This window comes from Bradyrhizobium sp. USDA 4461 (genome assembly GCF_054055655.1).
Window position 1 is genome coordinate 1523701 of the sequence record NZ_JBSRXM010000001.1, and the last position, 25506, is coordinate 1549206.

24 protein-coding genes and 2 riboswitches are annotated in these 25506 nt (G+C 59.5%); of the genes, 9 read left to right on the forward strand and 15 right to left on the reverse strand.

What is annotated here, in order from left to right; genetic code table 11:
* The first annotated feature begins 16 nt into the window (after nucleotides 1-16).
* The gene (locus ACVINW_RS07210; protein WP_456750656.1) at nucleotides 17-874 is read left to right on the forward strand and encodes a LysR family transcriptional regulator; all 858 of its coding nucleotides are present in this window, start codon (nucleotides 17-19) and stop codon (nucleotides 872-874) included.
* Between the two features lie 82 nt (nucleotides 875-956).
* Here ACVINW_RS07210 and ACVINW_RS07215 read toward each other — a convergent pair whose 3' ends face one another.
* From ACVINW_RS07215 to ACVINW_RS07230, 4 genes are all read right to left on the reverse strand, one after another.
* Nucleotides 957-1913, reverse strand: a complete 957-nt coding sequence (locus ACVINW_RS07215) for a glutathione S-transferase C-terminal domain-containing protein (protein ID WP_456750657.1) — start codon at nucleotides 1911-1913, stop codon at nucleotides 957-959.
* A gap of 21 nt (nucleotides 1914-1934) precedes the next feature.
* Nucleotides 1935-2243 carry a DUF1330 domain-containing protein gene (locus ACVINW_RS07220; protein ID WP_456750658.1) on the reverse strand — a complete coding sequence of 103 codons (309 nt, stop codon included), beginning with the start codon at nucleotides 2241-2243 and terminating at the stop codon, nucleotides 1935-1937.
* Nucleotides 2244-2316: 73 nt separating this feature from the next.
* A complete protein-coding gene (locus ACVINW_RS07225) occupies nucleotides 2317-3468 on the reverse strand; it encodes a DSD1 family PLP-dependent enzyme (RefSeq protein ID WP_456750659.1) in 1152 nt (383 codons plus the stop codon).
* A 2-nt stretch (nucleotides 3469-3470) separates the two neighbouring features.
* Entirely contained in the window at nucleotides 3471-3929 is a 459-nt protein-coding gene (locus ACVINW_RS07230) for a tautomerase family protein (RefSeq protein ID WP_456750660.1), read from the reverse strand.
* Between the two features lie 95 nt (nucleotides 3930-4024).
* Here ACVINW_RS07230 and ACVINW_RS07235 point away from each other — a divergent pair, with 95 nt between their 5' ends.
* On the forward strand, nucleotides 4025-4975 hold the full coding sequence (locus tag ACVINW_RS07235) for a GlxA family transcriptional regulator (RefSeq protein ID WP_456750661.1): 951 nt from the start codon (nucleotides 4025-4027) through the stop codon (nucleotides 4973-4975).
* Between the two features lie 3 nt (nucleotides 4976-4978).
* Here ACVINW_RS07235 and ACVINW_RS07240 read toward each other — a convergent pair whose 3' ends face one another.
* The 5 genes from ACVINW_RS07240 to ACVINW_RS07260 are packed head-to-tail and all read right to left on the reverse strand — an operon-like array spanning nucleotide 4979 to nucleotide 9565.
* Entirely contained in the window at nucleotides 4979-6199 is a 1221-nt protein-coding gene (locus tag ACVINW_RS07240; protein ID WP_456750662.1) for an ABC transporter substrate-binding protein, read from the reverse strand.
* A 16-nt stretch (nucleotides 6200-6215) separates the two neighbouring features.
* The gene (locus ACVINW_RS07245) at nucleotides 6216-7226 is read right to left on the reverse strand and encodes a branched-chain amino acid ABC transporter permease (protein ID WP_456750663.1); all 1011 of its coding nucleotides are present in this window, start codon (nucleotides 7224-7226) and stop codon (nucleotides 6216-6218) included.
* A gap of 2 nt (nucleotides 7227-7228) precedes the next feature.
* Complete coding sequence (locus tag ACVINW_RS07250) at nucleotides 7229-8107, reverse strand: branched-chain amino acid ABC transporter permease (RefSeq protein ID WP_456750664.1); 879 nt, start codon at nucleotides 8105-8107, stop codon at nucleotides 7229-7231.
* A gap of 13 nt (nucleotides 8108-8120) precedes the next feature.
* Complete coding sequence (locus tag ACVINW_RS07255) at nucleotides 8121-8834, reverse strand: ABC transporter ATP-binding protein (RefSeq protein WP_456750665.1); 714 nt, start codon at nucleotides 8832-8834, stop codon at nucleotides 8121-8123.
* On the reverse strand, nucleotides 8831-9565 hold the full coding sequence (locus ACVINW_RS07260; RefSeq protein WP_456756328.1) for an ABC transporter ATP-binding protein: 735 nt from the start codon (nucleotides 9563-9565) through the stop codon (nucleotides 8831-8833). Before ACVINW_RS07260 ends, ACVINW_RS07255 begins: the two co-directional genes overlap by 4 nt.
* A 689-nt stretch (nucleotides 9566-10254) precedes the next feature.
* Nucleotides 10255-10341: riboswitch (glycine riboswitch) on the forward strand.
* Nucleotides 10342-10530: 189 nt separating this feature from the next.
* On the opposite strand from ACVINW_RS07260, the gene ACVINW_RS07265 reads away from it, so the two are divergent.
* The 4 genes from ACVINW_RS07265 to gcvA all read left to right on the forward strand — a co-directional run bounded on the left by ACVINW_RS07265 (nucleotide 10531) and on the right by gcvA (nucleotide 14798).
* A complete protein-coding gene (locus ACVINW_RS07265) occupies nucleotides 10531-11904 on the forward strand; it encodes an L-serine ammonia-lyase (RefSeq protein WP_456756329.1) in 1374 nt (457 codons plus the stop codon).
* 15 nt (nucleotides 11905-11919) lie between these two features.
* Complete coding sequence (gene glyA / locus ACVINW_RS07270) at nucleotides 11920-13206, forward strand: serine hydroxymethyltransferase (RefSeq protein ID WP_456750666.1); 1287 nt, start codon at nucleotides 11920-11922, stop codon at nucleotides 13204-13206.
* Nucleotides 13207-13223: 17 nt separating this feature from the next.
* Nucleotides 13224-13559, forward strand: a complete 336-nt coding sequence (locus ACVINW_RS07275; protein ID WP_456750667.1) for a carboxymuconolactone decarboxylase family protein — start codon at nucleotides 13224-13226, stop codon at nucleotides 13557-13559.
* Nucleotides 13560-13784: 225 nt separating this feature from the next.
* Complete coding sequence (gcvA, locus tag ACVINW_RS07280) at nucleotides 13785-14798, forward strand: transcriptional regulator GcvA (protein WP_456750668.1); 1014 nt, start codon at nucleotides 13785-13787, stop codon at nucleotides 14796-14798.
* 73 nt (nucleotides 14799-14871) lie between these two features.
* On the opposite strand, the gene ACVINW_RS07285 is transcribed toward gcvA, so the two are convergent.
* The 6 genes from ACVINW_RS07285 to ACVINW_RS07310 all read right to left on the reverse strand — a co-directional run bounded on the left by ACVINW_RS07285 (nucleotide 14872) and on the right by ACVINW_RS07310 (nucleotide 20516).
* Entirely contained in the window at nucleotides 14872-15978 is a 1107-nt protein-coding gene (locus tag ACVINW_RS07285) for a flavin reductase family protein (RefSeq protein ID WP_456750669.1), read from the reverse strand.
* Nucleotides 15979-16036: 58 nt separating this feature from the next.
* On the reverse strand, nucleotides 16037-16438 hold the full coding sequence (locus ACVINW_RS07290) for a cupin domain-containing protein (protein WP_456750670.1): 402 nt from the start codon (nucleotides 16436-16438) through the stop codon (nucleotides 16037-16039).
* A gap of 409 nt (nucleotides 16439-16847) precedes the next feature.
* Entirely contained in the window at nucleotides 16848-17360 is a 513-nt protein-coding gene (locus ACVINW_RS07295) for a pyridoxamine 5'-phosphate oxidase family protein (protein ID WP_456750671.1), read from the reverse strand.
* Nucleotides 17361-17779: 419 nt separating this feature from the next.
* The gene (locus tag ACVINW_RS07300) at nucleotides 17780-18448 is read right to left on the reverse strand and encodes a glutathione S-transferase family protein (protein ID WP_456750672.1); all 669 of its coding nucleotides are present in this window, start codon (nucleotides 18446-18448) and stop codon (nucleotides 17780-17782) included.
* A 289-nt stretch (nucleotides 18449-18737) separates the two neighbouring features.
* Nucleotides 18738-19244: a MaoC/PaaZ C-terminal domain-containing protein gene (locus ACVINW_RS07305; protein ID WP_456750673.1), complete on the reverse strand. Its 507-nt coding sequence runs from the start codon at nucleotides 19242-19244 to the stop codon at nucleotides 18738-18740.
* A gap of 84 nt (nucleotides 19245-19328) precedes the next feature.
* Nucleotides 19329-20516 carry an ABC transporter substrate-binding protein gene (locus tag ACVINW_RS07310; RefSeq protein ID WP_456750674.1) on the reverse strand — a complete coding sequence of 396 codons (1188 nt, stop codon included), beginning with the start codon at nucleotides 20514-20516 and terminating at the stop codon, nucleotides 19329-19331.
* A gap of 329 nt (nucleotides 20517-20845) precedes the next feature.
* Nucleotides 20846-20932: riboswitch (glycine riboswitch) on the forward strand.
* A 141-nt stretch (nucleotides 20933-21073) separates the two neighbouring features.
* On the opposite strand from ACVINW_RS07310, the gene gcvT reads away from it, so the two are divergent.
* Genes gcvT through gcvP form a run of 3 tightly spaced genes read left to right on the forward strand, consistent with a single transcriptional unit; the run spans nucleotide 21074 to nucleotide 25488 of the window.
* A complete protein-coding gene (gcvT, locus tag ACVINW_RS07315; RefSeq protein WP_456756330.1) occupies nucleotides 21074-22219 on the forward strand; it encodes a glycine cleavage system aminomethyltransferase GcvT in 1146 nt (381 codons plus the stop codon).
* Between the two features lie 16 nt (nucleotides 22220-22235).
* Entirely contained in the window at nucleotides 22236-22601 is a 366-nt protein-coding gene (gene gcvH / locus ACVINW_RS07320) for a glycine cleavage system protein GcvH (RefSeq protein ID WP_456750675.1), read from the forward strand.
* Between the two features lie 22 nt (nucleotides 22602-22623).
* On the forward strand, nucleotides 22624-25488 hold the full coding sequence (gene gcvP / locus ACVINW_RS07325; RefSeq protein ID WP_456750676.1) for an aminomethyl-transferring glycine dehydrogenase: 2865 nt from the start codon (nucleotides 22624-22626) through the stop codon (nucleotides 25486-25488).
* Nucleotides 25489-25506 lie beyond the last annotated feature (18 nt).

The following is a 25506-nucleotide window of genomic DNA, read 5'->3' on the forward strand; positions in this document are numbered from 1 at the left end:
CAATGATATGCATGCCATGATGACACTTGATGTCGACGCGGTGCACGCGTTCGTTCTGGTCGCGGACTTGCAAAGCTTTACTCGGGCTGCAGAGGCGCTTGACACGTCGCAGGCGGCCATCAGCGTAAAGCTCAAACGGCTCGAGAATCGTTTGGGAGAAAAGCTGATCGAGCGGACACCTCGGCTTGTCCGTCTCTCTGCTCGCGGCGCCGCATTTCTCGGGGTTGCACGCGATTTCCTAGCCGCTCATCAGCGAGCGGTCGCTGGGCTCACGACGATGTCTCGCCGCTTCACGCTGGGTATCGCCGATCAGGTCGCTGGGCCAGAGCTGCCAGTGCTTTTGGCACGGCTTCACGCCTATGATCCCGCACTGCTCATCGAGGTACAGATCGATGCATCACGAAATCTCCTGGATGCGTTCGAGCGCGGTACTCTCGATGCCGCAATCGTCCGTCGTGAGAACGAGCGACGCGATGGAGAAGTCCTGTCTCAGGAGCGCTTTGGTTGGTTTGCCACACCTACCTTTGCACACAAGGAGGGGGACGCGCTTCGCTTGGCCTCATTGGCAGCATCGTGCGGTGTTCGAAATATTGCCACGCGAGCATTGGATGCCGCTGGCGTGAGTTGGGTTGAAGTATTTCTAGGGGGCGGCACAGCTGCAGTCACAGCGGCAGCCTCCGCCGGATTAGCAGTCGCCGCGTTGGCCCACCGGGTCGTGCCGATCGGCCTCGTCGATGTCGGTGAAAAGTTGCAACTACCGTCGCTTCCACCCACCGCAATTGTCTTACATTCGGCTTTGACAGATCCGCAATCACGGGGAGCTTTGCGAACGATTACGGCAACGTTCCGCGAGCATCGAGCGCCAACGCACTGAGCTCGGTCGCCCCAAGCGCCGCCCAGAAGCACACGGAGTAATCGACCTAACGAGTACGCCGCTCGCTTAACTCGAACATAGATTAAAGCGCTGACCGAAAATCAACTATCGGCGCTTCCGGCGTGATACCCCGTCGACTAGCGACTCCCCAGTCACCGTCATAATAGTGGGTCAGAATATGATCGAACCGCACCGTCTTTTCGACACCGGGGAGTTGATAGATCCGCTTAGTTAGCGCGGCGAGGGCACGATAGTCTACGAGCCGCCGACGACTAGCGCGGAAAAGTGGATTGTATACGCAGTCAAAGCGAACCAAAGGAGTAAAGATCAAGACATCAGACAGCGTCGGCTGATCTGCAAGCAGAAACGGCCGACTACCGGTGGCGAGCTCTTCCATCTCATCAAGAAATCCGAATAGCCGATCCATTGCAGACTCATAGGCGGCTTGGCTCTCCGCCTGTCCGACGGCGTACACTCCTTTTGAGAGATTGCTGTCTATTCTCCCATTCAGTTCATCAATTTGCGGCCTCAGTGACCGAGGATACAGGTCGAACTGACAGTCGGCACCGAGAGGGTCGAACGCCTCGCACAGCATCTTCGCAATTTCGATCGACTCGTTGTTGACTATAGTTCGCGTCCTCGTATCCCATAGCACCGGGACGGTCACTTTGCCGGTGTAGCCCGGATCAGTCGCACTGTAGGCTTCGTGCAGGAATTGGAGATCGCTGGCGACCGCATCGCCTCCAACTAAGGTGGCGTCAAACGTCCAACCTTCGGGTCGATCCCAAATCGGGTGTACTAACGAAAGTGACACAATACCATGGAGCTTTTTTACGGCATGCACCACCAATGCGCGATGAGCAAAAGGACATGCGTAAGAGACATACAGATGGTATCTCCCAGGCTCCACCGGATAATCTAACGACGGTCCTTTAGAAAGTGACCGGCGAAACCTTCCATCGTGTACCATGCTCGCACTTACCGTCTTCGGCGGAGCCGCTATATCGCCTTTCCACTCGCCATCTATCATCAACTTCATCGAAGTAGCCTTGGGCTCGTATCAAGGACCCGGCTGAGGTCCGTCATAACCAGCAATGATGATGAAATCGGCGTCGCACCCGCTCTTCAAATATGGCAGAGCGTCCTGATATTCGGGCGATCGATAGCAGGCGAGCGCGGCTTCGTGACTAGCAAATTCTATGACTACGTTGTGCTGGCGCCCCTCGCCCATCACGCGCTCGAACGACCCACCCCTGACAACAAATTTGGCGCCGAACTTAGCGAATGCCGCGAGATTCCGCTGGCGATACTCACCGTAGGCAGTTTCATTCTTCACCTGAAGCTGCGCAATCCAATAACCCTTAGGCATCGCCTTCTCCTTGTAAACTTTGGTCGAGCGAATCCGGAGGTCCAATACTCACGACCAACTGAAAGCGCGCCGACTACTGCGATCGGCGCGCAGCCTCAATGTCAACGATATCGACAAGCGTATCGCCACGGACGAAGTGATAGACTGAGTACCGGTCGACCGTCGGATCGCAATGGGGTGGGGTGAGCTCGATCCGCTCTCCGAGCCCGATCCCATTTCCGCCGACCGGACGCATCACTCCACCGTGCTCGTCTCCGTAGTAGAAATAGCCATCATTCGCGAAACGCTGATTAGCTACGCGGGGGACCGGGCCATCGGTCGCAAAGGCCTTGAGGCCGGCATCGACGGTGACCCACTTTTCCGCATTAATGCTGACGACACGCCCCTGTACGAACAGGCTCTGTTTGAATCCACCATCATCATCCTGGCCGAGCGCGTCGCGATACTGATTGTCCATAAAGATATATGATCCTGGCTGGACATCGTTCAGCACTTTTAACGCCGCGTCGGCCGCAAATGTCCCCGTGCCACCGCCAGTCACGAGCGGGACGCGATACCCCGATTCCCTCAGCTCGTAGACAATTGCACTGAGACGATCCATACCGGTCGCCACGGCTTTTCGCCGCTCGCCTTCGCCAACGATATGCTGCCAGATGCCGCCGTATCCTTGCACCCCCACCAACCGAAGCGATGGGTAGCTAGCGATCTTCCCCGCGAGCGCTATAGCCGCAGGGGGCGTCGCGACCCCTGTGCGCGCCATCGCAACGTCGACATCGATCAGCACCGACAAGGCCCGGTCGGCCTTGGCTGCGGCCGACCCCAGAGCTTCAACCTGCTGCTCGTGATCGACCACAAGCATGATGTCCGCATCTGTCCCCGCGAGCGCGATGGCACGATCGGTCGTATCCGCACCGACCACCGGCGATGTAACGAGTAAACTGCGAAGACCCGCAGCCGCCAATGCCTCGGCCTCACCGAGCTTTGCACAGCAGACACCTATCGCACCGGCAGCGATTTGATGTCGCGCGATCGTTGCCGACTTATGGGTTTTCGAATGCGGCCTGAGTGCCAGCCCCGCTTTCTTGGCCCGCTGTGCCATGCGCTCAATGTTATGTTCGAGCGCCTCGACGTCAACGATGAGAGCGGGCGTCGGCAATTGATAGCGCGAGCCAACGCGACCAATTAGGGCTTTCGCCTGATTCATGGCCGTCGAGCCGTTCGTCATGACTAAGCTCCCTCGATCATGCTGACCAGATGTTCGAATTTGGTGATCGATACGTTGTCAGGCAAGCGCAGGATCTTGCCGTTCTGCGCCCACTGCCCTTCCGTCACCTCGTGAATAACCGCCGAGGTGAAGACGGGGTAAGGCCTGTCCTTGCCCAAAGCGATATCCACCGCGTCGTTGAGAGCTTGAGCAAATTTCGTCTTCCGTGCCCCGTCGAGCACGCCGGCAGGAAGCTGGTAGTTGATGAAGACGCCTCCAAGCTTTCCATCGGCCGGCTCGCTGTTTGAGTAGAACTGTCCTGCTGGCAGCTCCTGCAACAGGATCATGCCCCTGGCACGAGAAGCAGGTAGGTCGGGCACCGACTCGGCGATGAAAGCCGCCTCGGTCAGGGCCTTGACCAGTTTCTGCTTAGCAGCGGCGTTGAAAACACCTGGCGTAAGCGTGACATACAGTAGAGGCATATGGATCTCCCATTGGTAGCTGATGGTTGATCTTGCAAAACGCGGCGTTCGTTTTACAGTGGCAAACCTGACATTAATCATGCAGGTTTTGCCAAATGGTCAGAATTGATATCCTGATCCTGGAAGGCTCCAGTCCAGCGGCACTCGGGGTCACGCTCGACGTACTGGATACGGTCAATCGGCTAGCTGACGAGCCGGTCTTTGAGTGGCGTGCGGTTGTCAGCGATGGCTCGGTTGCCAAGCTACGGGGTGGCGTGAGCTTGCCCGCGCAATCCCTACGCAGGTCAAAACCCAGAGACCTCGTTATCGTGCTGGGCATCGGCGCCGGAACCGATGCCGCAGTGGATGAGAGGATTGCAGCGCCGGATGCCACTCATGCAGCAAATTGGCTGCGCGCTGCGTGGCGAGGCGGCACGACGGTTGCAGCATCTTGTACCGGGGTTTTTCTGCTGGGCCAGGCAGGACTGCTCGACGGCAGGCGTTGCACGACGACCTGGTGGCTGACACCAAAGTTGAAATCACTCTTTCCGAAAAGCCTTGCTGATTCCGACTCTATGCTGACGGAAGATACCCGGGTGTGGACGTCCGGCGCAGCTTTCGCCCACATCGACCTGATGTTTGGTCTCGTCTCGCGTTTTGCCGGCCCCGCTCTTGCGGAGGACACGGCGCGGCATATCGTCGTCGATCAACGCGCATCACAGGCGCGCTACGTCATCCCGGCCTTTCTAGCCGCTCAGGATCCAATTGCGCGCAAGGTGGAAGCCTTTGTGCGTCGCCGCTTGGCGATGCCTTTCACACTCCAGGACCTGGCCCTGCAGACCGGAACCACAACCCGCACGCTGAACCGCCGGCTAGCCCTTGCAACGGGAATGTCGCCGATGAAGTTCGCGCAGAAAATCCGCGTCGATGCGGCGCTTCACTTGCTGCAGACGACGCGCTTATCGCTGGAAAGCGTTGCTGAGCGAGTTGGGTTCGAGGATAGCTCGGCGCTCTATCGCCTGATCCGCCGTCACACGGGAAGATCGCCGAGCCTGTTTCGAGCATAACCGCTATTTTTCGTCAGCACTGCCGCTCAGGGTATCGCCGAACAGGACCCATCTGTCGCCCTCGAACCGCATCATCTGCAGTTGCTTGATCGGGGCGAAATCGGTTGGTGACGTGTTGATCTTGATGCCCGGCAACAGTGCGTCCGGGATGAAGTCTCGGAGGCTTGCCGCCTGCTTCATTACATTTTCCCGAGTAAGATTGTTTCCACACATCTGCAATACTTTAACGAGCGTCTGCGCTACGGCGTAGCCATACCCGACATTGTTGTCGAGCTTGTCTCCCGACGGATAGTAATCCTTCAAGAAGGCAACGAATCTGCTCATGCCCGGATCGTCACGCCATTGCGGATCGCTGCCATCCTTAAGATAGGCGGCAGAGAGAACCCCTTGCGCATTCTCAACACCTGCGGGGTGAATAACACCTCCGACCGAATTCGAAACGTTCGCGACGATATGAACTGGTTTCCAATTGATCTCGGCAAGCTTCTTGATCGCCTGCGCTGCAAACTTGGGTGTGGTGAATGACAAGAGCACATCGGCACCGGATGCCTTCAGTTTGACGATATGGCTGTCGATCGTAGGCTCTGTAATTTCGTAGCTTGATTCAGCGATAATCATCGATGACTTCGCTCCGAGTCCATCCTTCAGCCACCTTAGGAGGTCCTTGCCGAAATCATCGTTCTGATACAGTACGCCGATTTTGGCGTCGGGCTTGTTCTTCAGCAAATACTTCGCGTAAACGCGGGCTTCGCTCTGATAGGAGGGATGCCAGCCCATGGTCCAGGGAAAGCCCGCAGGGTCGTTCCACTTGGTTGCGCCGGTGGCGACGAACAGCTGCGGAACTTTCTTGGCGTTCATGAACTTCTGGATCGCCGAGTTCGATGCCGTACCTAGGGGATTGAAGATCAGGAGCACCTCATCGTTCTCGACGAGCTTCCTTGCCTGCTCCACAGCTTTGGGCGGGCTGTAACCATCGTCATAGGAGATGAAATTGATCTTGCGACCATTGATTCCCCCCTCTGCATTGATCTTGTTGAAATAAGCCTCTTCAGTTTTGCCGATCACGCCAAAGGCCGATGCGGGCCCCGAATACGGCATGATGTTGCCGACCTTGATCTCTGTATCGGTTGCGCCGGCATCGTAGCTTTTTTGAGCTGACGCGTTAGATATGCCTAGAGCGATGACAAGCCCGATCCAAATGCTCCGTTGAAACTTCAAATGCATGTTTTCTCCTCCATTCTCACCATTTTTTCCCGACAGATCTTCGGATCATATTGAGCAAGTCGCGTGTGCCGTTCGGCGCCAGGAATACGAACAGGAACAGCAGCACGCCGAACACCGCGCCGGAAAGGCCCTTCGAGATGCCCTCCGCGATGTTGGGCACGAAGATGATGAAGGCGGAGCCTACGATCGAGCCGGGCAGCCAGCCGACGCCGCCGACCACCATGCCGAGGAACAGCGAGATCGCGAGCTGGATCGTGTAGCCGTCGGGTGCCACGAACTGCACCGCGATGGCGCCGAGACCGCCGGCGACGCCGGTGATGCCGGCCGAGACGCCGAACGCCAGCGTCTTGTACAGCGCGACGTCGACGCCCAACGCGGAGGCCGCGATCTCGTTGTCGCGGATCGCCATGAAGGCGCGCCCCGAACGCGAGCGCAGCAGGTTGACCGAGGCGATGTAGATCGCGATCGAGACCGCCAGGGTGAAGTAGTAGAGCCACATATCCTGCGACAGCGGCAGGCCGAACGGCGCATCCGGCTTGGTGACGACGAGGCCCTGCACGCCGCCGGTCCAATGCTCGAAATAGCCAAGCTTGAGCAGCTGCGGCATTGCGGTGGCGAGCGCGAAGGTCGCGAGCGCCAGATAGACGCCGCTGAGCCGCAGCGCCGGCTGGCCGAACAGGAAGCCGAAGCCGAAGCAGACGATGCCGGCGATCGGCAGCGTGAGGGCATAGTTCATGCCCGCATGCTCCATCAGGATCGCCGAGGTATAGGCGCCGACGGCGTAGAACGCGCTCTGGCCGAGCGAGAACTGGCCGCTTCCGCCGGTCAGGATGTTGAGCGCCATCACCGCCAGCGCGTAGATCAGAAGCATCGTCATCTGGAAGATGATGAAGTTCTTCACGAACAGCGGGATCAGGACCAGCGCGGCAAGCACGACGAGCGAGGTGCCATAGCCGAGCGTCATGGCGCGCTTGGGCACGGCCTCGACGGCAGGGGCTTCTGTGACGATTTCTTCAGCGGCGCTCATGATCAAACTCGCTTCACGATGGCGCGGCCGAACAGGCCTGCCGGTTTGACGACCAGGACGACGATGATCAGCGCAAGCGCGATCGGAAGTTTCAGCTCATTGCCGACGCCGGGGATGTAGGTGCCGACCAGGTTCTCGAAGATGCCGACCAGGAAGCCGCCCATCACGGCGCCGAACGGGCTCGACAGGCCGCCGAGCACGGCCGCGGCAAATCCGTAGATCAGCACGCCGAGCATCATGTTGGGCTCGAGGAACACGACCGGGGCGATCATCATGCCGGCGATCGAGCCGATCGCCGATGCCATGCCCCAGCCCAGCGCGATCATCCACGAGGTGTTGATGCCGACCAGGCGGGCCGATTCCGGCAGCGAGGCGGCGGCGCGCATCGCAAGACCGACCCGGGTGAAGCGGAAGAAGAAGAACAGCAGGAGCAGCATCAGCAGCGTGATGCCGATCATCCCGGCCTGGTGGGTCGAGATCAGCTGGCTGCCGAGGAACGGCGAGGAGCCGAACGGCGTCGGATACTGCTTGATGGTGAAGTCCCAGATCAGGCCGGCGACCGAGTTGATGATCGCATAGAGCGCGATGAAACCGGCGACGTTGGTCAGGATCGGAGCCTTGGCGAGCGGCTTGAACAGCAGCCGCTCGATGACGATGCCGGCGACGAACGAGAAGGCGACGGTGAGTACGAAGGCGCCCCAATACGGCACGCCCCACTGCATCAGCTGCCAGGACACGAAGGTCGAGAACATCGCCATTTCGCCCTGGGCGAAATTCAGATGGTCGATGGCCTGGTAGATCATCACCACGGCGAGCGCCATGCAGGCATAGATCGCGCCGGTGGCGATGCCGGCCAGGACCTGGTTGGCAAAAAGCTCCATTGTGCCAGCTCCCTCAGTAGCCGAGATAGGATTTGCGGACGTCTTCGTTGTTCGCGATGTCCTTGGCATTGCCCGACATCACGATCCGTCCGGTTTCGATCACATAGGCCTGGTCGGCGAGCTCGAGCGCGAGCTGCGCGTTCTGCTCGACCACCAGGATGGTCACCTTTTCCTCGCGATTGATCTTGCCGAGGATGCGGAACAGGTCGCGCACGATCAGCGGCGCGAGGCCGAACGACGGCTCGTCGAGCAGCATCAGGCGCGGCCGCAGCATCAGCGCGCGCGCCACCGCCAGCATCTGCTGCTCGCCGCCGGACAGCGTGCCGGCCTGCTGGGTGTAGCGCTGCTTCAGCACCGGGAAATGGTCGTACATCCGCTCGATGTCGGAGCCGATCGCCTTGGTGTCGGAGCGGCTGATGGCGCCGAGCTGCAAATTCTCCTCCACCGTCATGTTGGTGAAGGTGCCGCGGCCCTGCGGCACATGGGCGATGCCGAGCCGGACCACGTTCTCGGTCGAGCGCGTGCCGATCGGCTTGCCCTCGAACTCGATCGCGCCGGTCGAGCGCACCATGTTGCAGATCGCCCGCAGCGTGGTGGTCTTGCCGGCGCCGTTGGCGCCGAGCAGGGTGGTCAGCGAGCCCTCGTTGAGCGAGAAGCTGAGGCCGTGCAGGGCCTGGACCTGGCCGTAATAGGCGCGCAGGTCCTTGACGTTGAGCATCGCGGTCATTGGTCCTTGCTCCCCAGATAGGCCTTGATGACGTCGGGGTCGGCCTGGACCTGGGCCGGCGTGCCTTCGGCCAGCTTGCGGCCGAAATTGAGCGCGACGACGTGGTCGGCGATCGACATCACGAGACCCATGTGATGCTCGACCAGCAGCACCGTAATTTTACGGTCGTCGCGGATTTTGCGGATCAAATCGCCGAGCACATAGACTTCCTCGTGATTGAGGCCGCCGGCCGGCTCGTCGAGCAGCAGGATCTTCGGATCCGCCGCCAGGGCCCGCGCCAGCTCGACGCGCTTCTGGGTGCCGAACGGAAGTCCCGAGACGACGGTGTGGGCGACGTCCTCGAGATCGAGATAGCCGAGGATGTCGTGCACCTTCTTGTTCATGTCGTTCTCGCCGCGGCGGACCCAGGCGAGACGCAGCGAGTCGCTGACGATGTCGCTCGAGGTGCGGGCATGCGCGCCGACGCGGACGTTGTCGATCACGGACAGGTTGGGAAACAATGCGACGTTCTGGAAGGTGCGGCCGATGCCGATCTCGGCGATCCGGTGCGGCGGCCGCGACAGGATGCTCTTGCCTTCCATCAGGATGTCGCCGGACGACGGCTGGTAGAGCCGCGACAGGCAATTGAACAGCGTCGTCTTGCCGGCGCCGTTCGGCCCGATCAGACCGAGGATCTGTCCATGACGCATGTCGAACGACACGCCATTGAGCGCAATAACGCCGCCGAACATGACGCTGACGTCCTGGATCACGAGAAATGAGGAGCGTGATTGGTCTGCTGATCGGGACACTTCTTCTTTCCCGACTTCGGCGATGCCATCTCGACTATTCAACTCGAACACACGACTCCCCTATCGATCTTGATGCGACATATCATCAGTAGTTTCGTGAAGCGGCGGCGAAGGGTCGCGTCAGCTTGGAAAGCGTTTGCCGAACTGAACCAAACGCTCTGCAGCCATGCGCCGCATTGCCCGGAGCAAACGAACCGGACTTCCGCGACTGCCAAATCGAAGCAGCGTCACGGAGCACGCGGGGCAGACATCGCAAATCATGATCATTGGCAGCCGCACACGACGTTTCAACGCTTTTCAGATCTGCAGGTCATTGAGCAGCCTGCTAGTTCAATTCTTCGGGTCTATCTGATTGCCAACGAGGACCGGGACTCGCATCGAAGTCCGGACGAAAACCATCGTGCGCAACATCGCCGCCCGCTTGACGTGTTGCTTCACCGATGAGAGGCTCGGCAAACTAAGTATTTGCCTACGGGGAACGCAAACGAACAGTATTCGACCAAGCGGTGAACCGTTTTCACGCACGACAGAACGGCCCGCCCTTGCTCGATCCAGGCGACTGCGATACAGCCCACTTGGCAGCTATTTTCCCATCATCAGTGTTTGGAGCTATACGGTAGTAACTAAGTTTATCTGACCACGGGAGAGGCCGGGTACCCGGCGCCGAAGGAGCAACCGCCCCGGAAACTCTCAGGCAAAAGGACCGTGTCGGATCTACATCTGGAAAGTGATGCGGTCAGCATCCGCCGAAGGGATAACACTCTCAGGCCAAAAAGACAGATGGGGCGCTTCAAACAGCTCAATCGATTTGAATCGATGGCTAGAGGTGCTCCATGTCGATGTCTGCGTTAAAAACATCAATAACCACCCTACTCGAGCGGGCTGCGCAACGCGGCAAGCAAACCATGTTGCCCATTGGGTTGGGCGACTTGTTCAAAGTTGGGATCGGTCCGTCTTCCTCACATACAATCGGACCGATGAAGATCGCGTCCTCTTTCGTGAGAGGCCTAGGCGCAGAGCGGCAACAAAGGACCAGCAGAATAGCCGTTACCGCCTTCGGATCGCTTGCCTGGACTGGCAAAGGCCATCGAACGGACGTTGCGGTCTTGCTGGGGCTCTCCGGACACTTGCCGGACCAGTTGGAGCCGGATGAGACCGACTCGATCTTGGCTGAGATACGATCGAGTGGCAGCATTGTTCTTCCCAATGATACCGCAATCGAATTCGTCGAAGCACGCGACCTCGTCTTTGACAAGCAAACGGTCTACGACCGTCATCCCAATGCGCTGTTGCTGCAAGCCTTCGATAAAGGCCGCGAAATCATCGCGTCAGAGGTCTGGTACTCCGTCGGAGGGGGATTTATCGAGCGCGACGGAGACAGCGGCGCATCAAAGGTGCAGACCTTTGCATTCGGCTTCGATTATCGGTCGGCGGATGAGCTCCTGGCGATATGCCGCGCCAATGTCTGCGCCATAGCTGACGTTGCGTTCATCAACGAATTGGCACGCCGGGACGAGCCTTCCACCGTTCAGCTGCTCGACACCCTAATCCAGGTGATGATGGCGTGTGTCGACCGAGGCCTCGATCGGGATGGCGAGCTGCCCGGCAGTTTGAAGGTCCCGCGGCGCGCAAAGAAGCTCTTTCAGAGACTTCGCTCTGCTGCGCTGGCTAACCAACACTCCCCAAGCGAAGCGTTCGAGTACGTGTCCGCCTTTGCCATTGCCGTGAATGAGGAGAACGCTTCCGGTGGTCGGGTCGTCACGGCACCGACGAATGGCGCCGCCGGCGTGTTACCCGCCGTTCTCAGATACTACCGTGACTTCTGCGACGGATCCGATGTGGATGGCATGCGCACATTCCTTCTCACTGCGACCGCGATCGGCAGCATCATCAAGCACAACGCTTCCATCTCAGGTGCGGAGGTTGGTTGTCAGGGCGAGGTCGGCTCCGCCGCCGCGATGGCGGCTGCAGGACTCGCCGCCGCCCTCGGTGGCACCAACGAACAGATCGAAAATGCCGCTGAAATTGCAATGGAGCATCATCTCGGCATGACCTGCGACCCGGTCGCGGGGCTCGTTCAGATCCCGTGCATCGAACGCAACGCATTCGGCGCAATCAAGTCGATCAATGCAGCATTGCTGGCTCTCGCCGGCGATGGCACCCACAAGGTGTCGCTTGATCATGTCATCGAGACGATGCGCCAGACCGGAGCCGACATGCACGACAAGTACAGAGAGACATCTCGAGGCGGCCTCGCCGTTAACGTCCCCGAGTGCTGAACAAAGGAAGAAGCCATGGATAATGTCTTGGAAATGACGCGACGGGGTTTCGGTGATCCCGTGTTCGCGTCCATCGATCGAGAGCTGCATCGTCAGCAGAGTCAAATCGAGCTGATTGCATCCGAAAATATCGTGTCAGAAGCGGTCCTCGCAGCTCAGGGATCCGTGCTAACCAACAAGTATGCTGAAGGATATCCCGCACGCCGGTACTATGGAGGCTGCGAGTTTGTTGACGAAGTCGAGCTCCTTGCGATTGAACGGGCGAAGGCACTTTTCGGCGCAGGATTTGCCAACGTGCAACCTCACTCCGGAGCACAAGCAAACCTTGCTGCATTCCTGGCGCTTCTGGAGCCCGGGGACACCTTCATGGGCCTTTCTCTAGCGCATGGAGGTCATCTTACGCACGGTGCCGCCGTCACGATCTCAGGCAAGTGGTTTCGGGCGATCCCCTACGGGGTACGCGAGACGGACCACCTGATCGATATGGATGAAGTCCGCAGCCTGGCGCATCAACATCGGCCAAAGCTAATTGTTGCGGGCGGTTCGGCCTATCCTCGTGAGATTGACTTCGCACAGTTTCGGACGATCGCCGACGAAATTGGCGCGAAACTGATGGTCGATATGGCTCACGTTGCTGGACTTGTTGCTGCCAATTCCTATCCGAGCCCGGTTCCCCATGCGCATGTCGTGACTTCGACGACGCATAAGACATTGCGCGGACCACGCGGCGGGCTCATTCTGACCAACGACGAGGACCTCGCGAAGAAGCTGAATTCGGCAGTCTTTCCAGGATCCCAAGGCGGTCCACTGATGCACGTCATAGCCGCAAAAGCCGTGGCGTTCGGAGAGGCGCTTCAGCCGTCGTTCACGGCGTATGCGAAGCAAACGATTGCCAACGCGCGGGTCCTTGCCGCCTCGCTCGCCGAGGGCGGTCTCGCGATCGTTTCCGGCGGCACCGACAGCCATGTCGTTCTGGTCGACCTGCGCCCGCTTGGAGTGACGGGCAAGGCCGCCGAACTGGCGCTTGGCCATGTCGGCTTGACTTGCAACAAAAATGGAATCCCTTTTGATCCACAAAAGCCGGCTATCACCTCGGGTATCCGATTGGGCTCGCCCGCCGTCACCACGCGGGGTTTCAAGGAAAGGGAGTTCCGGGAAATCGGATCATTGATCCTGAAAACCCTAAAGATTGCCGCGAGAGATCCGCTGGGCTTGGTCGGAGAGACGTCGATTGCCAAACGTGTGCGCGAACTCAGTCAGGCATTTCCAATTTATCCGCATGCAGCTCAACCGCCGGTCTGATGAAGGAGAACGGTACAATGGACGCGAAAAAGTTATCAGAAGAGCTCCGCGACCAGGCGACAACTCTTTACAAGGCTGCGCCGCAGGTCATGCAGGCTTTCCAGAGTGTCATGCTTGCCGCCAACAAGAACGGCGTTCTGCCTGCCAAAATCAAGGAGCTCATGGCCGTCGCCATTTCGATCAGTGTGAAATGCGAGGGTTGCATCGTCTTCCACGTGCAGAGCGCAATCAAGCACGGCGCGACTAGGGAAGAGCTTGTCGAAGCAATCGCCGTCTCGGTCGAAATGGGCGGCGGCCCCGCTACGGTTTATGCGGGCAAGGCGCTTGCAGCTTTCGATGAACTGAAGTCATAGCGTCTCGGCTGCAAAAGCGGGACACGAGCAACTACGCTTTGCCTGGTCAGCGGGAAGACCGCGGAAAATGAGCGGCGGCGCCGACCGGCCGTTCGACCCTCGGGCAGATCATGATCGCTTACCGTAAAATACCAATTGCCGGGGCCGGGATGCCTGCGTAATCTTCAGCGGGAGTAAGGGCATACCGTATGATCTGAAGTCATTGACAAGACGACCGGAGCCAGCATGACATCTTCGCACATACCGCCACTGCAGTTGCTGCGCGGGTTCGAAGCTGCGGCTCGTCATCTCAGCTTTACCCGCGCTGCGGCGGAGCTTCACATTACCCATGGAGCGATCAGCCATCAGATCAGGGCGCTTGAAGCGCAACTGCGCACGAAGCTGTTTCAGCGACAAGGTAGGCAGATGGTGCTGACCGAGCGCGGGCAGGTACTTGTTACCCAAATCCGCCAAGGACTCCGATTACTAGAACGCGCGTTCGAAGGAAGCGCGCAACGTGCCCGATCGGATGTTCTGACCATCAGCCTGCTGCCGGCATTTGCATCGCGATGGCTGATCCCCCGAATTGGTTCGTTCCACACTCATCACCCTGGCATTCAATTGGCACTTCGGACAACAACCGAACTTGCCAACCTCGCGTCAGACGGCGTCGATCTGGCGATCCGCTATGGTCCAGGAGGCTGGCCGGGCGTGCAACAAGAGAGATTGATCGGCGAGCTCGTTTTTCCTGTCTGCAGCCCGAATTACCGGGACGGAGACTACCCCAGATCCCTGCCCGAGCTAGCGCAGGCAGACCTCTTGCTCAATCCACACCAACCCTGGGAAGCGTGGTTCAACGCCGCTGGCGCGGATATACGGGAACCTCATCATGGTACATCGTACACCGACGCCGCTCTTCTGCTCGAGGCTGCAGCGGAAGGGCATGGCATCGCGCTTGCCAGGGGCACCTTGGTTGCCGACGATCTTCGCTCGGGACGCCTGGTCCGCCTCTTCGATTGCGCGATATCGGATGAGTACTCTTATTTTATGGTATGGCGTGCGGAAAGCCGAAAATTGAAGAGTATCGCGATCTTCCGAGACTGGATGTTGGGACAGCTCAGGCCCAGTGACGAAGATGAAAGCAAGACCAGAGTCGCCTTCAGCAATGAATCTTCCCGTGATGTATCGCGGCGGCCAAAGCATCGCGCGCGCACAGCCAAGAGAGCTAATATCTCGCAGACGGCGACTTCTCACCGCTAGAAATCGGCTCACTTCGCCACTGTAAGCATTTCGTCGCGCGCCTTTACACGCTTCGTCAGCACCCCGAGATGAATTAGAGCTCAATTTCGAGGTCGGTAAGAGGAATGCATGAGCACAGAAGTTGCTCTTTGCTCGACGTTTCTGCGTGGGTCTTGCGGATAGGCATCACCTCACCAGCAGCGACTTTCTGGGCACATGTACCGCACGCACCCGTTCGACACGAGTACGGCACGTCCAGGCCGACCGTTTCCGCCAAGTCGAGCAAAGTGCCCTGCTCCTTCGTCCAGATTGCGGTTATCCCGGAGCGCGTGAACCGAACGTAGCAAGCTGTCGGTGCGTCAATAGCATTTCCTTCCGGCACAATCGGCCGCGGAATACAGGCCTCTCCGAGCCGTTGAATCTGTATCGAGTTTACGCCACGCATATTCGAGGCTAGCTCGGTTTCCGCCCAATTGGCGAACTCCGTCGGCCCGCAGACAAAAACATCACTCCCTTGATCAGAAAGCGCGTCCGCTATGAGGGAAGCACTCATAGGTCCGCAAAGATCGAAATCCCGTCCTTGCCGATCGTCTGCGAGCGGTTCAAGGAAGCAGCTCCGCCAATGGCTATTGCTAAGCTCCGACCTGAGCGACTCAACTTTGGTCTTCAGGCCGAACGTATTCGAATTGATGGTGGAGTAGAAAAAGCTGGCGCGGTGACGCGGCGCCCGGACGGCGAGCTCTTCCGCAACTGCCGCAATGAACGATTCACCTATACCCGAAGCGACAACGACGATGGGACGATCCAGACGCTCAGGTACCTGGAAGCTTCCTGTAGGTCCGTCAGCCCGCACCACGCCCCCACGATCCACTTGGTGGTACCAGTAGTCCGGCGCGTATGTATCTGGCACGGTCGGCCGGCCATCATGAGCGATCGTAATTCGATAGCTCTTCGGCTTGGCCGAGAAAGCTGACAAAAGGTATTCTCGCTCCCCGATTCCGGGGACGTCAACGACAAGCTGCTGGCCGCTGCGAAACGGCGCGAGCGCCGTGTCATCCTCGGCGGCGAAGTAAATCGAAAGAATGTTCGGAGTTTCCTCGACCTTACGAATGATTTTGTAGTTGCGTTTGGTCATGCGCCAACGTGAGGCTTTCCGGCGAAGACTTTCTGCGGCTTCCTTAGAGGCACCTTCGCTGCTCATGCAGCGAAAGCCCCCTCCAGACTGATCGTTCCTGACTCAGCCGGTAGCGGTGAGGCCGCTACTTCGCCTCAGTCTTGGCTTCGACACCGAACCCGGCTGTGTTACCGAACACGTTCGGCTTTCTGTACACCGCAAGCAGAATGCAGCCCTCATCGCTTCGCGTCTCGTGGTATGAGCCGGGCTGGCGCCATACATACTCTCCGGCGCGACAAATGCCGTCGTGATCGTAGAATGACCCTTCGAGCACAAAGCTTTGCTCGAGCTCCGGGTGCTGGTGAAACGGTAGCCGCGCGCCAGGTTCCCACTTGAGGAGACAAGTCAGCTCTCCAGCCTCGGGCCGCTCGTAAAGCACCTTGATCTGAATGCCCTCGAATTGAGACGGCTTCCAATCGATCGTTCCCGGCTTGACATACACTGATCCGCCAATCGTTGGTTCTTTGGTCTCGAATCGGGAGTTCATTGAGTTCTCCTTATCTTGTTTCCATTTTCGGTCGCTGGCGAGAAGAGCGGCGGCGTGCCGCGCAGAAGCCTGACTGCGAACTACAACTCATCGCGCGGTATTGCCAACGAACAATACTGATCGTTGCGATGAAGCATTTTCACATTTGTATGCGCAGAACTCGCAAGGTCATGATGGTTTGAAGTCAGCGCCAAGCTGCTTCAGCCAACGCGCTCTAACAACCGATTGGCCGACTTCAGCGCTCCGTGGTCTATCTGACAGAGTTACCTTTGAGATCTGGGGCATGTCGTGGTGCACGCCTAGAATCCGTAGAGCGTAGATCCTTGCAGATCGACACTCCCGCTACAAGCAAAGGCGTCCCAACAGCGTCTTTGAGCGCTGAGTGCCTGACCACGGATTCGTATCCAATCTACCGTTCGGGAAAATGCTTACCGCAATTGAAATCCCATGCTTCGACGTGCACGACAATAGCGCGCTCCGCCTTGGCGCCATAGTCCGGTACCTCAACACGAGCAAGTAGCATCCTGTCGTCCTCAACGACGACACCGCGCCCCCAGACCTTCAATCGACGGCGTTGTCGGTAGTCGACTATGAAGATGAACAGCCGATTGTTTTCCGACAGATTCCCAACCGTTATGTACTGTTGATTACCCGAGTAATCTGCGAATGCCAGTGTCGTTGGCCCCAAAACTCGAAGGAAGCCTTTGGGGCCGCCGCGATGTTGGACGTGCGGCCATCCATCTCGGTTCGCGGTCCCCAACAAAAAACTGTCGCATTCCGATATGAAGGAGCCACTGCGCTCGTCGAGAACCCTGTTCTCCGACTTTGTCTCCAGGGACGCGCAGAACTCCCGAGAGCCTCTCCTTGACTGCGCGGCCTTAACAGAATCGGTGAACGTCAACATCGTGAAAGCGCGAACCATGCGTGATATCCACCGAGGCATTTCTATACAGTTTTAACGAGCCACCTCTACAGCAAGGCTATCGCATTCGCGACAGTGCGCGCCATCGAACACGCCTCGCCTTTTCTGTTACTAGCGCTAACACGTCCAGACGCGGTGACTTCGACTGCAGGATCGTGTGAGTAGTTCTCGTTTGTTGCCTATTGCCGAATGAGGCTATGACCAGACTACCGCAACGACGATCGTTCATTGAATCGATCTGAATGAGGTGACGTGGGTGTTCTCTCCCTAGACTTCCCGGCGGCAACATTTGCCGCCGGGGCTCTTTTGCGTCCGTCTTGTCCGCAGTTCAGCGCAATTCGATGCCTGGCCCAACCAGGCAAGACATAAGTTTCCAGGCAGGCGTCCGTGAGCCTAGCGCACCACGCAGGGCTATACGCTCAGTACAGGCTAATTCTCTCGCGCTGAAACACTCGTTGAACGGCCGCGCGCCTCGTGACTCGTTCAGCGAGCTCAGTCCATCCGGGAAAGGAATTGCGCATGTCGAGCCCTATTCGACTTCCCCATCGGTAAAATACCAGTAGATAAGCATCAGCGATGGAATAGCTCTCGGGCACGGCCCACTCCCTACCGTCAGTCAAGATCGACTCAATGTAGGAGTACTGGTCGCGAACACTGTCCACGCCCTTGGCTTTCAACGGCCCGAATGCCTCCTGGTCAGAAACGAAGCGCAACGGACGCCAGATCTGCGCATATGCTGTAGCGTGCACGCTGCTGGACAGGTAGTTCATCCATTCCAGGCAACGCGCCTCGCTCGCTGGTGTCCGAGGCATCAGGCAGGCGTCCGGATTGGACCGCGCCAAATAGAACAATATGGCCGGCACTTCAGTGAGCACGTCAGGACTACCCGCAATCTGCCCGGGGACTCCACCAAGCACCGGCACTCGCGCCTTCGGATTTACCGCCCTCCACTTCGCTGTGGCCGTCATTTCCCCCTCATGCTCTCCGGCTGCTGACACCAGTTCTAGCTCGTAGGGCTGACCAATCTCCTCGAGCGCAATGTGAGCCGCGAGCGAACAGCTACCAGGCGAGTAGTAAAGTTTAAGCATGATAGGCTCTCTATCTTTTTCATCTCTGGGGCAGCTACCTAGCGATCCTTGTTTCGAGGACTGAAGGCATCGACGAAGTCCGAAGGACAAGTGATGACCGTTGTTCGAAGGAGGTTCCATTGCCATCTGACAACCTGAACTGATTGTCTCCAAGCACCAAATGACTGCGGATAATCCTCATACGCCTAGGCAAAACGGAGATTGCAACCAGACTAGCTGGGCCACTCCTGTCCACTGGTATCGTCGAGGCGAATGATCACTGGATGGCAGCGCACGCCGATCCAGACGGTCAGGAAGCGGGCGGAGCGGGCGGTGAACGTTTCAACAAGGTCTTGAGCACCATCGAGAACACGAGGGCCTTGTCCTCATCGAACAGCTCACACCTCGGATAGAGTGTTCCCCGATCGAGCTTGCTTTTCGACGGTTCCAGTCGCTCGACAGTCAAGACACCGCGCAGCCTCTGCCCTGCTCTGACCGGAGCGATCCATCGCAGGTCATCCACACCTGGAGAACCTAGGCACGACGCTCGATTGAGAATGCGATCGACGTAGAGGCGCATGAACAGCCCAGCAGTATGCCAGCCACTTGCAATAATGCCCCGATACGGAGAATGCCTGGCCCGTTCCTCATCAGTGTGAAAGGACTGAGGGTCAAATTGACTTGCGAAGTCTGCGATGTCTCTTTCGGACACCGATATCCAACCGAGCTCGATGACCTGCCCGACCCGAAAGCTTTCGTAGGTCAACAGTTGGTCAATGACCTGGCCTTCATTAGAAGATTGGAGATCGACCCGCATTTGAAATCTCGGTTTACGGCTAGTGCGATGCTATCTGGCGCTCGGGGGCGAGCAACATTCAGCTCGCCCCTCTTCAGCCCGATCTTATTGTACTGGAGGCAACGGCAGTCCGTTGACGATGGAAGTCGCCATCTGTCTAGGCCAGATAGTGTTCAATGAGCCCTTCTGCCACTGGTCAATTGAAACCGGGCACCTTTCATTCTGCCCGACCGCATCAAACTTGAGACCCCAGCCATTGGGATAAGTTCCGAGCGGAATATCTCGCGACATTGCTGCGTGACGAATGCTCTCGGCGGTCATCTCGCCTTGAATCTTTGGAATGACATCGTTCAGCAGCGAGTAGGCAGCACAGAAAGACATCGCGTTGAATCCAGATGGCTGCCTTCCGGTCAACCCTTTTAGCCGACTGACATACTCAACCTGCAGACGCCGGCCCGTCTCGTTCAGAGCGGCTGGCGCAACGAGCGCAGGAGCATTTGCAGACAAGATTCCTTCTGTCATTTCGCCAGCCAGGTTTAGAGTGTACAGACCAAATCCTGCGGAGGACGTCATAATGACCGGCGGACGATAGCCCGCCCTCTTCATCGCATCCAGAATTCCAACAGAGTCTCGAATGAATGAACTCGCAAACAGGACGTCCGGATTTTGTTCCTTGATCCGGCTGACGATGTTGTCGAAATCGAGATCGGCCCCATCGTACCTTGCGTCGTACGTGTACCGCTGTATTGGCTTGATGTTCTTTGCCGTCAGGGCCTTGACGGTCTCGTCGCCGCAACTCACGCCATACGCGCTCCCTTCGTTTATTACCATAACCCGAAGGTCGCTCTTCTTTGCCAGGAGCGGAGTGACCTCGTGCAGAACGTAGTCGACAGCAGCTTCCTCGACTGGAGTAGCATAGGTATTGGTACGAAACGTATATTTCGGCTTATGGTCGAACAGAGACGCCGTCCACGCGGTTTGGGTCCATAAGACCGCCCCATATTTCTCGCATACTTTCGACACTTCGATGCTGTGGTTCGACCCATAGCAACCGACGATCGTTCGCACTCCATCCTGAGTAATCATTCTTTCAGCTTGCTGCGCAGCTTCTTCGGGTGATGATCCGTCGGCCTTCACCCATTCAAACTTTCGAGACGATGCATCACGCGAATTGATGAAATGCAATGCGGCGTCTGCTCCGTCGAACGAGTCTTGGCCCAGTTCGGCGACGCCGCCAGAAAACATGAATATCGCACCGATCTTGGTTGGGACTGCACTTTTGTTGACAGGCATTTTGCTTGATCTCTCGCGATTGATAGAGGTTTGGGTCGGGAATGAATGAGCATTGAAACACTACAGGATTTGTTGCCGCTCTCAGCTCGATATCGGCTGACGCTTGACGTGAGCGGATCTAACGATGGAGAGGCAAGGCTCACATGGAGACAAGCCGCATTGATCTTTCAGAAACCTTGCTGAAAGCGGTTTCATGCGAACTCAGCGGTTCGTGCGATGTGAGCATTCCGGCGACTAGCGTGCCTTCAACGATCGGTTGAATGCTCAGGTACCGAGTGTGCTCGGATTGACAAGTCCGGCTTGGCTATGTTTCGTGAGCACTTCAACTGGCAATCACGTCGGGAGAGACCGGCTAGCGCCGGCGCCGAAGGAGCAACCGCCCCGGAAACTCTCAGGCAAAAGGACCGCGTGACGTCTGACATCTGGAAAGAGGCGCTGGGGTTCTCCCCGATTGCGTCCGCCGACGGGATAATACTCTCAGGCACAGCGACAGATGGGGCTTTCTGCAGGTTTCTCAAGGGGAAATAGGTCCCCGCGGGAACCGCGAGGGCCCTATGATGCTTGCGCGCGAAACTTCCCCGCTGAAACAGACCCCGCTGCACGCGCTGCATCTGGCGCGCGGCGCCAAGATGGTGCCGTTCGCCGGCTACGACATGCCCGTGCAATACACGGCCGGCGTGCTGAAGGAGCATCTCCACACCCGCAACGGAGCCGGCCTGTTCGACGTATCCCACATGGGACAGCTCGTGCTGCGGGCCAAATCCGGCAAGGTCGCCGACGCCGCGCTTGCGCTCGAAAAACTGGTCCCGCAGGACATCGTCGGCATCGCGCCGGGACGGCAGCGCTACGCGCAATTCACCAACAATGACGGCGGCCTGCTCGACGACCTGATGGTCGCGAACTTCGGCGATCACCTGTTCCTGGTGGTCAATGCCGCCTGCAAGGCCGAGGACGAGGCGCATCTGCGCGCGAATCTCTCTGAGAGCTGCGAGATCGTCTCGCTGGCCGACCGCGCGCTGATCGCGCTGCAGGGGCCGAAGGCCGAATCGGCGCTGGCGAAACTCTGCCCAGATGTCAGTTCGATGAAATTCATGGATGCCGGCCCGCGCCGCGTCGCCGACATCGACTGCTTCGTCTCGCGCTCCGGCTATACCGGCGAGGACGGTTTTGAGATTTCGGTGCCGGCCGACAAGGCCGAAGCCCTGGTCACCGCACTGCTCGACAATCCGGACGTGCTGCCGATCGGGCTCGGCGCGCGCGACAGCCTGCGGCTCGAAGCCGGGCTCTGCCTCTATGGCCACGACATCGACACCACGACCACGCCGGTCGAAGGCGCGCTGGAATGGTCGGTACAAAAGGTCCGCCGCAGCGGCGGCGCGCGCGCCGGCGGCTTCCCGGGTGCCGACAAAATTCTCGCGCAATTCGCTGATGGCGCCGCCCGCCGCCGCGTCGGCCTGAAGCCCGACGGCCGCGCCCCGGTGCGCGAAGGCGCCTTGCTGTTTGCCGATGCCGCCTCGTCCGAGCAGATCGGCACGGTGACCTCGGGCGGCTTCGGCCCGAGCCTCAATGCGCCGGTTGCGATGGGCTATCTGCCCACCGCCCTCTCAGCCGTCGGCACCACCGTTTTCGCCGAGGTGCGCGGCCAGCGGCTGCCGCTGAAAGTCGCCGCCACGCCCTTCGTTCCCAATACCTACAAACGCTAAACGCCAGAGGTTCTCCATGACGACGCTGTACACCTCCGACCACGAATGGCTCCGCATCGAGGGCGACGTCGCCACGATCGGGATCACCGACTACGCGCAATCGCAGCTCGGCGACGTCGTGTTCGTCGAACTGCCCAAGGTCGGCCGCAGCCTGAAGAAGGCCGAGGCCGCCGCGGTCGTCGAATCCGTCAAGGCGGCGTCCGATGTCTACGCGCCGATCACCGGCGAGGTGATCGAGGTCAATGAGGAGCTCGCGGCCGAGCCCGCGCTGGTCAATTCCGATGCCGCCGGCAAGGCCTGGTTCTTCAAGCTGAAGATCGCTGACAAGAGCGAACTCGGCGGCCTGATGGACGAGGCCGCCTACGCTGCCCACACCGCCTAAAGGATCAGCCGAGGATAAGCCCATGAACGCGCCCTTCAAGCCGATCAACGAAGCCGCCACCGATTTCGTCCGCCGCCACATCGGACCGTCCCCGCGCGACATCAACGCGATGCTGGAGACGGTCGGCGCCGCGAGCCTGCAGGCGCTGATGAACGAGACGCTGCCGGCGTCGATCCGCCAGAAGGCGCCGCTCGATCTCGGCCGCGCGCTGAGCGAGACCGAGGCGCTCGCCCATATGGGCGAGCTCGCCGCCCAGAACCAGGTGTTCACCTCGCTGATCGGCCAGGGCTATTCCGGCACCATTTTGCCCGCGGTGATCCAGCGCAACATCCTGGAGAACCCGGCCTGGTACACCGCCTACACGCCGTATCAGCCGGAGATCAGCCAGGGCCGGCTCGAAGCGCTTTTCAACTTCCAGACCATGATCTGCGACCTCACCGGGCTCGACGTCGCCAACGCCTCGCTGCTCGACGAGGCGACCGCCGCGGCGGAAGCGATGGCGCTCGCCGAGCGCCATTCGCAGGTGAAGGCGAAAGTGTTCTTCGTCGACAAGGAAGTTCATCCGCAGACGCTGGCGGTGATGCGCACACGTGCAGCACCTCTGGGCTGGGCGCTGATGGTCGGCGATCCCCTGACCGAGCTCGACAAGGCCGAAGTGATCGGCGCCCTGCTGCAATATCCGGGCACGTCCGGCGCGGTGCGCGATCTGCGGCCGGCGATCGCCTCGCTGCGCGCCAAGGGTGCGCTGGCGATCGTCGCGGCAGACTTACTGTCGCTGACGCTGCTCACCTCGCCCGGCGAGCTCGGTGCCGACATTGCCATAGGCTCGGCGCAGCGGTTGGGCGTGCCGATGGGCTATGGCGGACCGCACGCCGCCTACATGGCGGTGCGCGACACGCTGAAGCGCTCGCTGCCCGGCCGCATTGTCGGGCTCTCGGTGGATTCGCGCGGGGCACCCGCCTATCGTCTCGCGCTGCAGACCCGCGAGCAGCATATCCGCCGCGAGAAGGCGACCTCCAACATCTGCACCGCGCAGGTGCTGCTGGCCGTGATCGCCTCGATGTATGCGGTCTATCACGGCCCCGAGGGCCTGACCCATATCGCGCGCAGCGTGCATCGCCGCGCCACCGTGCTGGCGGCGGGCCTGCGCAAGCTCGGCTTTGCGCCTGTGAGCGAAGCGTTCTTCGACACCGTGACCATCGAGGCCGGTGCGAAGCAGATCGAGCTCGTGACCCGCGCGCAGGCGGAGCGGATCAACCTGCGGATCGGCAGCTCCACGCTCGGCATTGCGCTCGACGAGACCACGACGCCGGAGACCGTCGAGGCGGTGTGGCGCGTGTTTGGCGGCAAGCTCAGCTATGCCGAGATCGAGGCGGCCGCGCGCGAGGCGCTGCCGAAGGAGCTGCGGCGGAGCAGCGCCTTCCTCACCCATCCGGTGTTCAACACCCACCGCTCGGAGACCGAGCTGCTGCGTTACATGCGCAAGCTCAGCGACCGTGACCTCGCGCTCGATCGCGCGATGATCCCGCTCGGCTCCTGCACCATGAAGCTCAACGCCACCACCGAGATGATTCCGTTGACCTGGCCGGCGTTCGGCAATCTGCATCCGTTCGCGCCTGCGGATCAGGCCAAGGGCTATCACGCGCTGTTCCAGCGGCTGGAGCAGTGGCTGTGCGACATCACCGGTTATGATGCGGTCTCGCTGCAGCCGAATTCCGGCGCGCAGGGCGAATATGCCGGGTTGCTTGCGATCCGGGGTTACCACCTCGCGCGCGGCGAGCCGCACCGCAAGGTGTGCCTGATCCCCTCCTCTGCGCACGGCACCAATCCGGCCTCCGCCGCGATGGTCGGCATGGAGGTCGTGGTGGTGGCGTGCGATGCGCGCGGCGACGTCGACGTCAATGATCTCCGCGCCAAGGCCGAGAAGCATTCGGCCAATCTCGCCGCTGTCATGATCACCTATCCGTCGACCCACGGCGTGTTCGAGGAGCATATCAGCGAGATCTGCGACATCGTGCACGCGCATGGCGGACAGGTCTATCTCGACGGCGCCAACATGAATGCGCAGGTCGGGCTGTCGCGGCCCGGCGATTACGGCGCCGACGTCAGCCATCTCAATCTGCACAAGACCTTCTGCATCCCGCATGGCGGCGGCGGCCCCGGCATGGGCCCGATCGGCGTCAAGGCGCATCTTGCGCCCTATCTGCCCGGCCATCCCTCGACTGACGGTACGGTTGCACACGCCATCGGCCCGGTCTCGGCCGCGCCGTTCGGCTCGGCGTCGATCCTGACCATCTCCTACATCTACATCCTGATGATGGGCGGCGAAGGGCTGACGCGCGCCACCGAGGTTGCGATTCTCAATGCCAATTACATCGCCGCACGGCTGCAGCCGCACTTCCCGGTGCTGTATCGCAACGAGCGCGGCCGTGTCGCGCATGAGTGCATCGTCGACCCGCGTGGGCTGAAGACGACCAGCGGCGTCACCGTGGACGACATTGCCAAGCGGCTGATCGACTACGGCTTCCACGCGCCGACCATGAGCTTCCCGGTGGCGGGCACGCTGATGATCGAGCCGACGGAATCAGAATCGAAGTTCGAGATCGATCGCTTCTGCGACGCCATGATCGCGATCCGCAGCGAGATTGCGGAGGTCGAGAACGGCCGCTGGAACATCGAAGCGTCGCCGCTGCGCCGCGCCCCGCACACCGTGCACGATATCTCGGATGAAGCTTGGCATCGACCTTATACGCGTACCGAAGGCTGCTTCCCCGCGGGCAGCTCCCGCGTTGACAAATACTGGAGCCCGGTTGGGCGCGTCGACAATGCCTTTGGCGACCGTGTCTTAATCTGCTCGTGCTTACCGATTGAGGATTTTGTCGGGTAACGGCGGTGAAGTGCCAAT

What these genes read in the sequence shown, in the direction of transcription:
- ACVINW_RS07260 (WP_456756328.1), bottom strand. Translation starts at nt 9,565, where the DNA reads ATGTTCGGCGGCGTTATTGCGCTCAATGGCGTGTCGTTCGACATGCGT.
- ACVINW_RS07300 (WP_456750672.1), bottom strand. Translation starts at nt 18,448, where the DNA reads ATGCTTAAACTTTACTACTCGCCTGGTAGCTGTTCGCTCGCGGCTCAC.
- gcvA (WP_456750668.1), top strand. Translation starts at nt 13,785, where the DNA reads ATGACATCTTCGCACATACCGCCACTGCAGTTGCTGCGCGGGTTCGAA.
- glyA (WP_456750666.1), top strand. Translation starts at nt 11,920, where the DNA reads ATGGATAATGTCTTGGAAATGACGCGACGGGGTTTCGGTGATCCCGTG.
- ACVINW_RS07305 (WP_456750673.1), bottom strand. Translation starts at nt 19,244, where the DNA reads ATGCGGGTCGATCTCCAATCTTCTAATGAAGGCCAGGTCATTGACCAA.
- ACVINW_RS07265 (WP_456756329.1), top strand. Translation starts at nt 10,531, where the DNA reads ATGTTGCCCATTGGGTTGGGCGACTTGTTCAAAGTTGGGATCGGTCCG.
- ACVINW_RS07225 (WP_456750659.1), bottom strand. Translation starts at nt 3,468, where the DNA reads ATGACGAACGGCTCGACGGCCATGAATCAGGCGAAAGCCCTAATTGGT.
- ACVINW_RS07295 (WP_456750671.1), bottom strand. Translation starts at nt 17,360, where the DNA reads ATGGTTCGCGCTTTCACGATGTTGACGTTCACCGATTCTGTTAAGGCC.
- ACVINW_RS07290 (WP_456750670.1), bottom strand. Translation starts at nt 16,438, where the DNA reads ATGAACTCCCGATTCGAGACCAAAGAACCAACGATTGGCGGATCAGTG.
- ACVINW_RS07255 (WP_456750665.1), bottom strand. Translation starts at nt 8,834, where the DNA reads ATGACCGCGATGCTCAACGTCAAGGACCTGCGCGCCTATTACGGCCAG.
- ACVINW_RS07230 (WP_456750660.1), bottom strand. Translation starts at nt 3,929, where the DNA reads ATGCCTCTACTGTATGTCACGCTTACGCCAGGTGTTTTCAACGCCGCT.
- ACVINW_RS07245 (WP_456750663.1), bottom strand. Translation starts at nt 7,226, where the DNA reads ATGAGCGCCGCTGAAGAAATCGTCACAGAAGCCCCTGCCGTCGAGGCC.
- gcvH (WP_456750675.1), top strand. Translation starts at nt 22,236, where the DNA reads ATGACGACGCTGTACACCTCCGACCACGAATGGCTCCGCATCGAGGGC.
- ACVINW_RS07235 (WP_456750661.1), top strand. Translation starts at nt 4,025, where the DNA reads ATGGTCAGAATTGATATCCTGATCCTGGAAGGCTCCAGTCCAGCGGCA.
- ACVINW_RS07285 (WP_456750669.1), bottom strand. Translation starts at nt 15,978, where the DNA reads ATGAGCAGCGAAGGTGCCTCTAAGGAAGCCGCAGAAAGTCTTCGCCGG.
- ACVINW_RS07215 (WP_456750657.1), bottom strand. Translation starts at nt 1,913, where the DNA reads ATGAAGTTGATGATAGATGGCGAGTGGAAAGGCGATATAGCGGCTCCG.
- gcvP (WP_456750676.1), top strand. Translation starts at nt 22,624, where the DNA reads ATGAACGCGCCCTTCAAGCCGATCAACGAAGCCGCCACCGATTTCGTC.
- gcvT (WP_456756330.1), top strand. Translation starts at nt 21,074, where the DNA reads ATGCTTGCGCGCGAAACTTCCCCGCTGAAACAGACCCCGCTGCACGCG.
- ACVINW_RS07250 (WP_456750664.1), bottom strand. Translation starts at nt 8,107, where the DNA reads ATGGAGCTTTTTGCCAACCAGGTCCTGGCCGGCATCGCCACCGGCGCG.
- ACVINW_RS07310 (WP_456750674.1), bottom strand. Translation starts at nt 20,516, where the DNA reads ATGCCTGTCAACAAAAGTGCAGTCCCAACCAAGATCGGTGCGATATTC.
- ACVINW_RS07275 (WP_456750667.1), top strand. Translation starts at nt 13,224, where the DNA reads ATGGACGCGAAAAAGTTATCAGAAGAGCTCCGCGACCAGGCGACAACT.
- ACVINW_RS07220 (WP_456750658.1), bottom strand. Translation starts at nt 2,243, where the DNA reads ATGCCTAAGGGTTATTGGATTGCGCAGCTTCAGGTGAAGAATGAAACT.
- ACVINW_RS07210 (WP_456750656.1), top strand. Translation starts at nt 17, where the DNA reads ATGATGACACTTGATGTCGACGCGGTGCACGCGTTCGTTCTGGTCGCG.
- ACVINW_RS07240 (WP_456750662.1), bottom strand. Translation starts at nt 6,199, where the DNA reads ATGCATTTGAAGTTTCAACGGAGCATTTGGATCGGGCTTGTCATCGCT.